This is a genomic window from Pantoea sp. X-Soil-TKNS-1280 (genome assembly GCF_059730475.1).
On the sequence record NZ_AP035962.1, the window covers coordinates 3,903,508 to 3,916,140 of the forward strand.

A 12,633-nucleotide genomic window follows, 5' to 3' on the forward strand; every position below is an offset into this window, starting at 1 on the left:
TGCAACGCAGAGTTCCTTTGAGGCCGGTTAAACCGGCCTTTTTCATTTTTGTTGCCTTTGAGGTTGCATGATGGATTGGCGTTTTGTGCAAGCGAATAAAGAGGCGCGCTGGGCGTTTTATCTGGCGCTGGCGTATCTCGCTGTGTGGGGGCTTTCCGCCTGGCTGGGGGGGAATGCGACAGGCATAACCGGCCTGCCACGCTGGTTTGAACTCTCCTGCCTGTTTGCTCCCGTGTTGTTTATTGGGTTGTGCTGGATGATGGTGCGGATGGTTTTCCGCGATATGTCACTGGAGGACAAAGATGGAAAGTGAAATCATTCTTCCCCTGCTGGCCTATCTGGTGCTGATTGCTGCGCTGTCGGTATTTGCCATGCGCAAGCAGCGCCAGGGCAACTTCCTGTCGGAATATTTTCTCGGCAACCGCTCGATGGGTGGCTTTGTGCTGGCGATGACCATCACCGCGACCTATATCAGTGCCAGCTCGTTTATTGGCGGCCCGGGTGCGGCGTATAAATATGGGTTGGGCTGGGTGCTGCTCGCCATGATTCAGGTCCCTGCCGTGTGGCTGTCACTCGGTGTACTGGGGAAAAAATTCGCCATTCTGGCGCGTCGTTACAATGCGGTGACGCTGAATGACATGCTGTATGGCCGCTACCGCAGCCCACTGTTGATCTGGTTAGCCAGCCTGAGTCTGCTGGTGGCTTTTATTGGCGCGATGACAGTGCAGTTTATTGGCGGTGCGCGTTTACTGGAAACGGCTGCGGGCATTCCCTACGATACCGGTCTGCTGATTTTTGGCGGCACCATTGCGCTCTATACCGCGTTTGGCGGCTTCCGTGCCAGCGTGTTAAATGATGCGATGCAAGGTCTGGTAATGCTGGCAGGTACCTTCCTGCTGCTGTTTGCCGTCATTCATCAGGCGGGTGGGCTGGAAACGGCCGTGACTAAATTGCGCGCCATCGATCCACAGCTGGTATCGCCAGAAGGTGTTGGCAATGTGATTACACCAACCTTCCTCAGCTCTTTTGCCGTACTGGTGTGTTTTGGCGTGATTGGCCTGCCGCATACCGCCGTTCGCTGTATTTCGTATAAAGACAGTAAGGCGATGCATCGTGGCATCATTATTGGCACCATTGTGGTGGTGATCCTGATGCTGGGAATGCATCTGGCGGGGGCGCTGGGTCGCGCGATCCTCCCGAATTTGACCATTCCCGATCAAGTGATTCCCACGCTGATGATCACCGTACTGCCCCCGATGGCCGCAGGCATTTTTCTGGCTGCGCCCATGGCTGCGATCATGTCGACAATTAACGCGCAGCTGCTGCAATCCTCCGCTACCCTGATCAAAGACCTCTATTTGCGTATCGCGCCGCAGCATAGCGAGAATGAAGCGCGCCTGCGCATGCTCTCTGGCACCATCACCTTTGTGCTGGGTTTATTGCTGCTGCTGGCCGCATGGAATCCACCGGATATGATCATCTGGCTTAACCTGCTGGCTTTTGGTGGCCTCGAAGCGGTGTTCCTGTGGCCACTGGTACTCGGGTTGTACTGGGAGCGCGCAAACGCCGCTGGTGCCATCAGCGGGATGGTCGTCGGTGCCGGTTGCTATACGCTGCTCGCCAGCCTGAAACTCGAACTGTGGGGTTTCCACCCTATCGTTCCATCATTGATCCTTAGCCTGCTGGCCTTTCTGGCAGGTAACCTATTTGGCAGCTCACCTGACGCACAAGACGCTGCCCTGGAATAAAGAGAAACGCTATGCCATGGATTCAAATCAAAATTAACAGCACCGGTGAGCACGCGGAAACACTGAGCGATGCGCTGATGGAAAGCGGTGCCGTGTCTGTGACCTTCCAGGACACCCACGATAATCCGGTTTATGAGCCACTGCCGGGTGAGACACTGCTGTGGGGCGATACGGATGTTATCGGCCTGTTTGATGCCGAAACCGAGATGGACGATGTTGTCGCGGAGCTGAGTCAGCATCCTCTGCTTGGCAGCGGTTTCCGTCATAAGATCGAGCAGATTGAAGATAAAGACTGGGAGCGCGAATGGATGGATAATTTCCACCCGATGCGTTTCGGTGAGCGTTTATGGATCTGCCCGAGCTGGCGCGAAGTCCCGGATCCCAACGCTGTCAACGTGATGCTTGATCCGGGCCTCGCCTTTGGCACTGGCACCCACCCGACCACCTCGCTGTGTCTGAGCTGGCTGGATGGCCTTGATTTACAGGGTAAGACAGTCATCGATTTCGGCTGTGGCTCCGGCATTCTGGCGATTGCCGCCCTGAAACTGGGGGCCACACAGGCGATTGGTATCGATATCGACCCGCAGGCGATTCAGGCCAGCCGTGATAACGCCGAACGTAATGGTGTGGCTGATCGTCTGGCGCTCTATCTCCCCCACCAGCAGCCGGAAAACCTGCAGGCGGATGTGGTGGTCGCCAACATTCTTGCCGGCCCACTGCGCGAGCTGGCACCGTTAATCAGCGTTCTGCCAAAGTCCGGTGGACATCTGGGGTTATCAGGCGTGCTGGCCAGTCAGGCGGAAAGCGTTTGTGAAGCCTATACCGAACGCTTTGTGCTGGACCCGGTAGCCGAAAAAGAAGAGTGGTGCCGGATTACCGGCGTGCGCCGCTAATCCCGCATAATTAGTGCAGTTCATTGTTACCACCCCGCCACATCTCTTGCCAATCAGGCGATGTGGCGTTTTTTATGTTGTGATTTAGCTCAAATTTTCAGAAAAACTTTTGTACACAATTTCAGCGTATTTTTTTAATATACTGAATAATATAGGTATTTCTTATAGCTAACGTCGATCGGCCTCAATTCCTTGATCTTTCCCTGCGAATTGTTCAAAGTTTGGCCTTTCATCTTCGCGAAAAAATGCGTAATATACGCCGCCTTGCGAACAGTTAGGGTCACTTCTTTTTCATGCGCATTGGACATCATCAGCTTCGAAATCGACTCATCGCTGCGCCTATGGCCGGGGTTACCGACAAGCCATTTCGCACCTTGTGTTACGAGAACGGCGCTGGCATGACGGTCTCCGAGATGCTGTCATCAAACCCGGAAGTTTGGGCCAGTGACAAATCCCGTTTGCGCATGGTGCATAGTGACGAGCCTGGCATTCGTGCCGTGCAAATTGCCGGATGTGATCCCGATGAAATGGCGGCTGCCGCGCGCATTAATGTGGCGTCAGGCGCACAGGTCATTGACATCAACATGGGCTGCCCGGCGAAGAAGGTGAATCGTAAGATGGCGGGTTCTGCACTGCTGCAACATCCGCAACTGGTTGAGTCTATTCTCTCCGCAGTGGTTAATGCAGTTGATGTGCCCGTTACGCTGAAGATTCGTACTGGCTGGGATAAAGAAAATCGTAATTGTGTAGAGATTGCCCAATTGGCTGAACGCTGTGGCATTCAGGCCCTCACCATTCATGGACGCACTCGCGCCTGTTTGTTTGAAGGACAAGCTGAATACGACAGCATTCGGACAGTTAAGCAGAGCGTTACCATTCCGGTTATCGCGAATGGTGACATTACTGACCCGCATAAAGCCAGAGCAGTGCTCGATTATACAGGAGCCGATGCTCTGATGATCGGTCGCGCTGCTCAGGGAAGACCGTGGATCTTCCGGGAAATCCAGCATTATCTGGACACAGGGGAGCTGCTGGCACCGAAGCCGTTGGCTGAAGTGAAGCATATGCTGATTGGACATATACGGGAGCTGCACGACTTTTACGGTCAGCGCAAGGGATACCGTATTGCCCGAAAACACGTTTCCTGGTATTTGCAGGAAAATGCCCCTGATGACCAGTTTCGGCGCACATTCAACGCCATTGAGGATGCCAGCGAACAGCTGGAGGCGTTGGAGGCATACTTCGAAAATCTTGCGTAAACGAAATAAAGAGCTGAAAGAACTATGTTCGAACAACGCGTAAATTCTGACGTACTGACCGTTTCTACCGTTAACTCACAGGATCAGGTGACGCAAAAGCCTCTGCGTGATTCGGTTAAACAGGCACTGAAGAACTATTTTGCTCAACTGAATGGTCAGGATGTGAGTGACCTGTATGAGCTGGTACTGGCTGAAGTCGAGCAGCCACTGTTGGACATGGTGATGCAGTACACCCGTGGCAACCAGACCCGTGCAGCCCTGATGATGGGTATCAACCGTGGTACTCTGCGTAAGAAGCTGAAAAAATACGGCATGAACTGATTTCAGTTTGTTGCTGCGATAACGCCAGCCCTCGGGCTGGCGTTTTTGTTTGTGTCTTTGTCGTTAACAACGGGTGAAACAGTTGTCCCCATAATGGTAACGATAGTTGCAATTGCTCCAGTGATATTTCGCCCGCAACGCCATCCTTGTTCTGCCCCATTTTCGCACCGATTTCCCCCTCATTTCTTCACCTGATTGCCGCCCAGGCCGCTGCCGATGTGATCCTAAACCATTCCAACCGCAAATCTGCAAACCCATACATTTTGTCCTGCGCCCCCGCTCACACTGCTTCCATATAGTGAAACTTTTTGCACTGTTTGTGATCGAGGCGACTCGCATTGCTTCCTTTTGGTGCGCGATAGTAGTCGGAACTTTCTGAATGCTTCAGTTTATGAAGAGATCTTTCCAATGAATTCAGGATTCTGCAAACCTGGCATTAGCTTTGCAAAGTCGTGAATGGCTGACTGCCACAGACAGGAAAAGCGCACATAAAAGTGCGCAATGCACCCACATCACAACACGATTTCGCCACACAGGATGCTTTATGAAAAAGATGATGCTCTCCACCCTGGTCGCTGCAGCTTCTCTGTTCGCCGTTGCGCAGCAAGCGCACGCCGGCACCACGTTGGATGCAATTAAAAAGAAAGGGTTTGTTCAGTGCGGTATCAGTGATGGCCTGCCCGGCTTTTCCTATGCCGATGCTAGCGGCAAATTCACCGGTATCGACGTTGACGTTTGCCGTGCCGCTGCGGCTGCCGTATTTGGTGATGCTAATAAAGTGAAATACACCCCGCTGACGGCAAAAGAGCGTTTTACTGCGCTGCAATCTGGTGAAGTGGACATTCTGTCTCGCAACACCACCTGGACTTCTTCACGCGATGGCGGCATGGGCTTCCTGTTCGCGGGCGTGAACTATTACGACGGTATCGGCTTCCTGACCCATAAAAAAGCCGGTCTTAAAAGCGCGAAAGAGCTGGATGGCGCCACGGTATGTATCCAGGCGGGTACCGATACCGAACTGAACGTGGCGGATTACTTCAAAGCCAACAATATGCAATACACCCCGGTGACCTTTGACCGTTCTGACGAATCCGCTAAGGCGCTGGACAGTGGTCGCTGCGATACCCTGGCCTCTGACCAGTCTCAGCTGTACGCACTGCGCATCAAGCTGGGCAAACCGGACGAATTCATCGTTCTGCCGGAAGTGATCTCTAAAGAGCCGCTGGGTCCGGTAGTACGTCGTGGCGATGATGACTGGTTCACTATTGTGAAATGGTCACTGTACGCGATGCTGAACGCTGAAGAGATGGGCATCAACTCGAAGAACGTCGATCAGCTGGCCGCCAAACCGTCCAACCCGGACATGGCTCACCTGCTGGGTGCTGAAGGCGACTTCGGTAAGGATCTGAAACTCGACAACAAATGGGCGTTCAACATCATTAAACAGGTAGGTAACTACCAGGAAAGCTTTGACCGTAACGTCGGTAAAGACAGTGCTCTGAAAATCGCGCGTGGTCAGAATGCGCTCTGGAATCAGGGCGGCATCCAGTACGCTCCGCCGGTACGTTAATTCTGCCTTCCAGTCGGGCACCGCACCCTGCGGTGCCCAATGCGTTTTATTCACTGAGGTTTCAACATGTCACAACGCCCAACCGTAAAAAGGGATTTTTCGTTCGGTAATCCTACGGTTCGCGCCTGGCTTTACCAGATAGTCGCGATTGTGGCCGTGTTCGCTGTTGTGGGATATCTCATCCACAATACGGTGATCAACCTGGCTAATCGTGGCATCACATCCGGTTTTGGCTTCCTGGAGCGCAGTGCCGGTTTCGGCATCGTCCAGCATCTGATTGATTACTCCGAAGGTGATACCTACGCGCGCGTATTTATGGTGGGGTTAACCAATACCCTGCTGGTTTCCGCGCTCTGTATTGTTTTCGCCTCTATCCTCGGATTCTTTATCGGCCTTGCCCGCCTGTCTGATAACTGGCTCCTGCGCAGGATCTCCACCATTTACATCGAGACGTTCCGCAACATTCCACCGCTGTTGCAGATCTTCTTCTGGTATTTCGCGGTGCTGCGTAATTTACCTGGCCCACGCCAGGCGTTGAGCGCTTTTGACCTGGCGTTTGTCAGTAACCGTGGGCTTTATATTCCCTGGCCTACCTACGCACCGGGGACATGGCCATTCATTATCGCCTTAGCCCTGGCGATAGCGGGTAGCGTTGGATTGTTTCGATTTAACCGTAAACACCAGCTGAAAACCGGTCAGTTCCGCCGTACCTGGCCGTTCGCGGTAACGATGATCGTTGCCTTCCCACTGATCGCTCATGCGTTGTTTGGTGCGGCGACGCACTGGGATCTGCCGCAACTGCGTGGATTTAACTTCCGGGGTGGCGCGGTGATGATCCCTGAGCTGGCTTCACTGACGCTGGCCCTGTCGATCTACACCTCTTCGTTTATCGCTGAAGTGATTCGCTCGGGTATTCAGTCGGTGCCACACGGTCAGAATGAAGCGGCACGTTCGCTCGGCCTGCCGAATCCTGTGACCATGCGCCAGGTGATCATCCCGCAAGCCATGCGTGTGATCATTCCGCCTCTGACCAGCCAGTATCTCAACATCGTGAAAAACTCTTCACTGGCAGCGGCTATCGGCTATCCGGATATGGTTTCGCTGTTTGCCGGAACAGTGCTGAATCAGACAGGCCAGGCTATCGAGACCATCGCGATCACCATGGCGGTCTACCTGATCATCAGTTTGGTCATTTCGCTGCTGATGAACCTCTACAACCGCAAAATTGCGCTGGTTGAGCGTTAAGAGAACGGGATTATTATGTCTGTTACCACACACGAAACACCGCCGGTGCCAACCAACCCTGTCAGCAAAGCCTGGGGTTGGGCGCGCAAAAACCTGTTCTCCAGTTGGTTCAATACCCTGCTGACACTGCTCTGCTTCTGGATTATCTGGAGCGTGATCCCACCTGCACTTAACTGGCTGGTTTTCCAGGCTAACTGGTTCGGCTCAACCCGCGCCGACTGTACCAAAGAAGGTGCCTGCTGGGTGTTTATCCATGCACGCTTTGGCCAGTTTATGTATGGGCTGTATCCACATGAACTGCGCTGGCGCATCAACCTGGCGCTGGTGATTGGCCTGCTGTCCATTATCCCGATGTTTATCAAATCGATCCCGCATCGTGGCCGTTATATCGCCTGCTGGGCAGTGGCCTATCCCATTATCGTCTGGTTCCTGATGTATGGCGGCTATTTGGGCTTGGATCGCGTCGAAACCCGCCAGTGGGGCGGTTTGACGCTGACGCTGATTATCGCGTCGGTCGGCATCGCCGGTGCCCTGCCATTGGGGATTTTGCTGGCATTGGGACGCCGTTCAAAGATGCCAGTGGTACGAACCCTGTCGGTGATTTTTATTGAATTCTGGCGTGGTGTGCCGCTGATTACCGTGTTGTTTATGTCATCGGTGATGCTGCCGCTGTTTATGGCCGAGGGAACGACCATCGATAAGCTGGTGCGTGCGCTGGTCGGTGTGATTCTGTTTCAGTCAGCTTATGTCGCGGAAGTGGTGCGCGGTGGCTTACAGGCTCTGCCAAAAGGACAGTATGAAGCCGCTGAGTCGCTGGCGCTGGGTTACTGGAAAACACAGATTCTGGTGATTTTGCCTCAGGCACTCAAACTCACCATTCCCGGCCTGGTTAACACTATCATCGCTCTGTTTAAAGATACCAGTCTGGTGATCATCATCGGCCTGTTCGATCTTTTCAGTAGCGTGCAGCAGGCCACCGTTGACCCCACATGGCTTGGGATGTCGACGGAAGGCTATGTTTTTGCTGCCCTTGTCTACTGGATTTTCTGTTTTAGCATGTCGCGCTATAGCCAGTATCTGGAGAAGCGCTTTCACACCGGGCGTAAATCGCACTGAGGTTTTACATGACACAATCTATGACTAATTCTGCTGACCAAATGATGATTACGCTCGAAAATGTGAATAAATGGTACGGCCAGTTCCATGTATTAAAGGACATTAACCTGCAGGTGAAACCGCGCGAACGTATCGTTCTTTGCGGACCATCAGGCTCGGGCAAATCCACCACTATTCGTTGCATCAACCACCTGGAAGAGCATCAGCAGGGGCGAATCGTCGTTGATGGCATTCATTTGAATGATGATGTTCGCAATATTGAACGAGTGCGAACTGAAGTTGGCATGGTGTTCCAGCACTTCAACCTTTTCCCGCATTTGACTGTGTTGCAAAACTGCACGCTGGCACCTATCTGGGTGCGTAAGATGCCAAAGAAAGAGGCGGAAGAACTGGCGATGCATTATCTGCAACGTGTCCGTATTGCCGAGCATGCACATAAATTTCCCGGTCAGCTATCCGGTGGCCAGCAACAGCGCGTGGCAATTGCACGTTCGCTGTGTATGAAACCCAAAATCATGCTGTTTGATGAGCCTACTTCAGCCCTTGACCCTGAAATGGTTAAAGAAGTGCTCGATACCATGATTGGTCTGGCGGAAGATGGCATGACAATGTTGTGTGTAACCCATGAGATGGGCTTTGCGCGCACAGTCGCGGACCGGGTTATCTTTATGGACCGTGGTGAGATCGTGGAACAAGCCCCACCACAGGAGTTCTTTGCCAATCCGAAGTCAGAACGTACCCGTGCCTTCCTGTCGCAGGTTATTCACTAAGACAGTTCCCTGGCCGGTCCACTGCAATCAACCCTCTGCCCTGGCAGGGGTTTTTTTATGTCTCTGCTTTATTTATCGTGAATGTTTAAGGCCTGGTACGATAGAAACTGCGCGATAAATCGCGTCGCTACGGCACCGGGCTTTTTTCTGATTCAAAGACGTAAAAAAGCCCTGAACTTTCGTTCAGGGCTTCTTCACTTGATTGATGCCTGGCAGTTCCCTACTCTCGCATGGGGAGACCCCACACTACCATCGGCGCTACGGCGTTTCACTTCTGAGTTCGGCATGGGGTCAGGTGGGACCACCGCGCTACAGCCGCCAGGCAAATTCTGTTTATCCGCACCGCCCTCGCAGGCCGCACGAATCAATCCGTTCGAACAATGCTGAAAATCTTCTCTGGTCTCTCACCAAAACGCCTCTGGCGTTGTAAGGTTAAGCCTCACGGGTCATTAGTACCGGTTAGCTCAATGCATCGCTGCACTTACACATCCGGCCTATCAACGTCGTCGTCTTCAACGTCCCTTCAGGACTCTCAAGGAGTCAGGGAGAACTCATCTCGGGGCAAGTTTCGTGCTTAGATGCTTTCAGCACTTATCTTTTCCGCACTTAGCTACCGGGCAATGCCATTGGCATGACAACCCGAACACCAGTGGTGCGTTCACTCCGGTCCTCTCGTACTAGGAGCAACCCCCCTCAATTCTCCAGCGCCCACGGCAGATAGGGACCGAACTGTCTCACGACGTTCTAAACCCAGCTCGCGTACCACTTTAAACGGCGAACAGCCGTACCCTTGGGACCTACTTCAGCCCCAGGATGTGATGAGCCGACATCGAGGTGCCAAACACCGCCGTCGATATGAACTCTTGGGCGGTATCAGCCTGTTATCCCCGGAGTACCTTTTATCCGTTGAGCGATGGCCCTTCCATTCAGAACCACCGGATCACTATGACCTGCTTTCGCACCTGCTCGAGCCGTCACTCTCGCAGTCAAGCTGGCTTATGCCATTGCACTAACCTCCTGATGTCCGACCAGGATTAGCCAACCTTCGTGCTCCTCCGTTACGCTTTGGGAGGAGACCGCCCCAGTCAAACTACCCACCAGACACTGTCCGCAGCCCGGATTACGGGCCTACGTTAGAACATCAAACATTAAAGGGTGGTATTTCAAGGTCGGCTCCACGCAGACTGGCGTCCACGCTTCAAAGCCTCCCACCTATCCTACACATCAAGGCTCAATGTTCAGTGTCAAGCTATAGTAAAGGTTCACGGGGTCTTTCCGTCTTGCCGCGGGTACACTGCATCTTCACAGCGATTTCAATTTCACTGAGTCTCGGGTGGAGACAGCCTGGCCATCATTACGCCATTCGTGCAGGTCGGAACTTACCCGACAAGGAATTTCGCTACCTTAGGACCGTTATAGTTACGGCCGCCGTTTACCGGGGCTTCGATCAAGAGCTTCTCCTTACGGATAACCCCATCAATTAACCTTCCGGCACCGGGCAGGCGTCACACCGTATACGTCCACTTTCGTGTTTGCACAGTGCTGTGTTTTTAATAAACAGTTGCAGCCAGCTGGTATCTTCGACTGGCTTCAGCTCCGGGAGCAAGTCCCTTCACCTAATGCCAGCGTGCCTTCTCCCGAAGTTACGGCACCATTTTGCCTAGTTCCTTCACCCGAGTTCTCTCAAGCGCCTTGGTATTCTCTACCTGACCACCTGTGTCGGTTTGGGGTACGATTTCGTGTTACCTGGAGCTTAGAGGCTTTTCCTGGAAGCAGGGCATCAGTTACTTCACCACCGTAGTGGCTCGTCATCACGCCTCAGTGTTAAAGAAGACCGGATTTGCCTGGTCTTCACACCTACACGCTTAAACCGGGACAACCGTCGCCCGGATAACCTAGCCTTCTCCGTCCCCCCTTCGCAGTAACACCAAGTACAGGAATATTAACCTGTTTCCCATCGACTACGCTTTTCAGCCTCGCCTTAGGGGTCGACTCACCCTGCCCCGATTAACGTTGGACAGGAACCCTTGGTCTTCCGGCGAGCGGGCTTTTCACCCGCTTTATCGTTACTTATGTCAGCATTCGCACTTCTGATACCTCCAGCAGACCTCACAGTCCACCTTCAGCGGCTTACAGAACGCTCCCCTACCCAACAACACATAGTGTCGCTGCCGCAGCTTCGGTGCATGGTTTAGCCCCGTTACATCTTCCGCGCAGGCCGACTCGACCAGTGAGCTATTACGCTTTCTTTAAATGATGGCTGCTTCTAAGCCAACATCCTGGCTGTCTGTGCCTTCCCACATCGTTTCCCACTTAACCATGACTTTGGGACCTTAGCTGGCGGTCTGGGTTGTTTCCCTCTTCACGACGGACGTTAGCACCCGCCGTGTGTCTCCCGTGATAACATTCTCCGGTATTCGCAGTTTGCATCGGGTTGGTAAGCCGGGATGGCCCCCTAGCCGAAACAGTGCTCTACCCCCGGAGATGAGTTCACGAGGCGCTACCTAAATAGCTTTCGGGGAGAACCAGCTATCTCCCGGTTTGATTGGCCTTTCACCCCCAGCCACAGGTCATCCGCTAATTTTTCAACATTAGTCGGTTCGGTCCTCCAGTTAGTGTTACCCAACCTTCAACCTGCCCATGGCTAGATCACCGGGTTTCGGGTCTATACCCTGCAACTTAACGCCCGGTTAAGACTCGGTTTCCCTTCGGCTCCCCTATACGGTTAACCTTGCTACAGAATATAAGTCGCTGACCCATTATACAAAAGGTACGCAGTCACACCCCGAAGGATGCTCCCACTGCTTGTACGTACACGGTTTCAGGTTCTGTTTCACTCCCCTCGCCGGGGTTCTTTTCGCCTTTCCCTCACGGTACTGGTTCACTATCGGTCAGTCAGGAGTATTTAGCCTTGGAGGATGGTCCCCCCATATTCAGACAGGATACCACGTGTCCCGCCCTACTCGTCGGACTCACAATCTGTGCATTTTCGTGTACGGGGCTGTCACCCTGTATCGCGCGACTTTCCAGACGCTTCCACTAACACACAAACTGATTCAGGTCCTGGGCTGTTCCCCGTTCGCTCGCCGCTACTGGGGGAATCTCGGTTGATTTCTTTTCCTCGGGGTACTTAGATGTTTCAGTTCCCCCGGTTCGCCTCGTTAACCTATGTATTCAGTTAACGATAGTGCACAAGTGCACTGGGTTTCCCCATTCGGACATCGCCGGCTGTTGCGGTTCATATCACCTTGCCGGCGCTTTTCGCAGATTAGCACGTCCTTCATCGCCTCTGACTGCCAGGGCATCCACCGTGTACGCTTAGTCGCTTAACCTCACAACCCACAGGCGTTTTGCAACGCTTATGAATCGTAAGCTTTTGAGAGACTCGAACGCGTCGCTTTCATTTCTTATTACGGAGAAATGACACAACACGTCGTTTCAAATTTTCAGCTTGTTCCGGATTGTTAAAGAGCAAATATCTCAAACGTGACTCGTAAGTCAGTTTTGAGATACTGAGCAGCGACACCTTTCACCTGTCACCAAGCAAGTGGCGTCCCCTAGGGGATTCGAACCCCTGTTGCCGCCGTGAAAGGGCGGAGTCCTAACCGCTAGACGAAGGGGACACGAATGTGTCACGACTTCGCAGCCGTCTTGCTCATTACTTTTCTATCAGACAATCTGTGTGAGCACTTCGCGGGAAAGTATCTTCAG

9 protein-coding genes, 1 tRNA gene and 2 rRNA genes are annotated in these 12,633 nt (G+C 53.1%); 9 read left to right on the top strand and 3 right to left on the bottom strand.

Going from position 1 to position 12,633, the window contains the following annotated elements:
- Positions 1-70 precede the first annotated feature (70 nt).
- The 9 genes from AC6I8X_RS18120 (at position 71) to AC6I8X_RS18160 (ending at position 8,922) form a co-directional block, all read left to right on the top strand.
- Entirely contained in the window at positions 71-313 is a 243-nt protein-coding gene (locus AC6I8X_RS18120; RefSeq protein WP_416413265.1) for a YhdT family protein, read from the top strand.
- Entirely contained in the window at positions 303-1,748 is a 1,446-nt protein-coding gene (gene panF / locus AC6I8X_RS18125; protein ID WP_313683340.1) for a sodium/pantothenate symporter, read from the top strand. The genes AC6I8X_RS18120 and panF overlap by 11 nt, the downstream gene beginning before the upstream one ends.
- Positions 1,749-1,759: 11 nt before the next feature.
- The gene (prmA, locus tag AC6I8X_RS18130; RefSeq protein WP_313683339.1) at positions 1,760-2,641 is read left to right on the top strand and encodes a 50S ribosomal protein L11 methyltransferase; all 882 of its coding nucleotides are present in this window, start codon (positions 1,760-1,762) and stop codon (positions 2,639-2,641) included.
- A 293-nt stretch (positions 2,642-2,934) separates the two neighbouring features.
- The gene (dusB, locus tag AC6I8X_RS18135) at positions 2,935-3,900 is read left to right on the top strand and encodes a tRNA dihydrouridine synthase DusB (RefSeq protein WP_084877254.1); all 966 of its coding nucleotides are present in this window, start codon (positions 2,935-2,937) and stop codon (positions 3,898-3,900) included.
- 24 nt (positions 3,901-3,924) lie between these two features.
- The gene (gene fis / locus AC6I8X_RS18140) at positions 3,925-4,221 is read left to right on the top strand and encodes a DNA-binding transcriptional regulator Fis (RefSeq protein WP_003855228.1); all 297 of its coding nucleotides are present in this window, start codon (positions 3,925-3,927) and stop codon (positions 4,219-4,221) included.
- 544 nt (positions 4,222-4,765) lie between these two features.
- Positions 4,766-5,791: an amino acid ABC transporter substrate-binding protein gene (locus AC6I8X_RS18145; RefSeq protein ID WP_084877260.1), complete on the top strand. Its 1,026-nt coding sequence runs from the start codon at positions 4,766-4,768 to the stop codon at positions 5,789-5,791.
- Positions 5,792-5,857: 66 nt separating this feature from the next.
- A complete protein-coding gene (locus AC6I8X_RS18150; protein ID WP_313683338.1) occupies positions 5,858-7,036 on the top strand; it encodes an amino acid ABC transporter permease in 1,179 nt (392 codons plus the stop codon).
- Positions 7,037-7,051: 15 nt separating this feature from the next.
- Positions 7,052-8,152: an amino acid ABC transporter permease gene (locus AC6I8X_RS18155; protein WP_299447325.1), complete on the top strand. Its 1,101-nt coding sequence runs from the start codon at positions 7,052-7,054 to the stop codon at positions 8,150-8,152.
- Positions 8,153-8,160: 8 nt separating this feature from the next.
- On the top strand, positions 8,161-8,922 hold the full coding sequence (locus tag AC6I8X_RS18160) for an amino acid ABC transporter ATP-binding protein (protein WP_084877269.1): 762 nt from the start codon (positions 8,161-8,163) through the stop codon (positions 8,920-8,922).
- A gap of 207 nt (positions 8,923-9,129) precedes the next feature.
- On the opposite strand, the gene rrf is transcribed toward AC6I8X_RS18160, so the two are convergent.
- The 3 genes from rrf to AC6I8X_RS18175 all read right to left on the bottom strand — a co-directional run bounded on the left by rrf (position 9,130) and on the right by AC6I8X_RS18175 (position 12,545).
- Positions 9,130-9,245 (bottom strand): 5S ribosomal RNA (gene rrf, locus AC6I8X_RS18165).
- Between the two features lie 105 nt (positions 9,246-9,350).
- Positions 9,351-12,254: ribosomal RNA gene (locus AC6I8X_RS18170) — 23S ribosomal RNA — on the bottom strand.
- A 216-nt stretch (positions 12,255-12,470) separates the two neighbouring features.
- Positions 12,471-12,545, bottom strand: a tRNA-Glu gene (locus AC6I8X_RS18175).
- Positions 12,546-12,633: the final 88 nt, after the last annotated feature.

Bases quoted from the DNA above. Each gene is read 5' to 3' on its own strand.
- AC6I8X_RS18120 (WP_416413265.1), top strand. From the start codon at position 71: ATGGATTGGCGTTTTGTGCAAGCGAATAAAGAGGCGCGCTGGGCGTTT.
- panF (WP_313683340.1), top strand. From the start codon at position 303: ATGGAAAGTGAAATCATTCTTCCCCTGCTGGCCTATCTGGTGCTGATT.
- prmA (WP_313683339.1), top strand. From the start codon at position 1,760: ATGCCATGGATTCAAATCAAAATTAACAGCACCGGTGAGCACGCGGAA.
- dusB (WP_084877254.1), top strand. From the start codon at position 2,935: ATGCGCATTGGACATCATCAGCTTCGAAATCGACTCATCGCTGCGCCT.
- fis (WP_003855228.1), top strand. From the start codon at position 3,925: ATGTTCGAACAACGCGTAAATTCTGACGTACTGACCGTTTCTACCGTT.
- AC6I8X_RS18145 (WP_084877260.1), top strand. From the start codon at position 4,766: ATGAAAAAGATGATGCTCTCCACCCTGGTCGCTGCAGCTTCTCTGTTC.
- AC6I8X_RS18150 (WP_313683338.1), top strand. From the start codon at position 5,858: ATGTCACAACGCCCAACCGTAAAAAGGGATTTTTCGTTCGGTAATCCT.
- AC6I8X_RS18155 (WP_299447325.1), top strand. From the start codon at position 7,052: ATGTCTGTTACCACACACGAAACACCGCCGGTGCCAACCAACCCTGTC.
- AC6I8X_RS18160 (WP_084877269.1), top strand. From the start codon at position 8,161: ATGACACAATCTATGACTAATTCTGCTGACCAAATGATGATTACGCTC.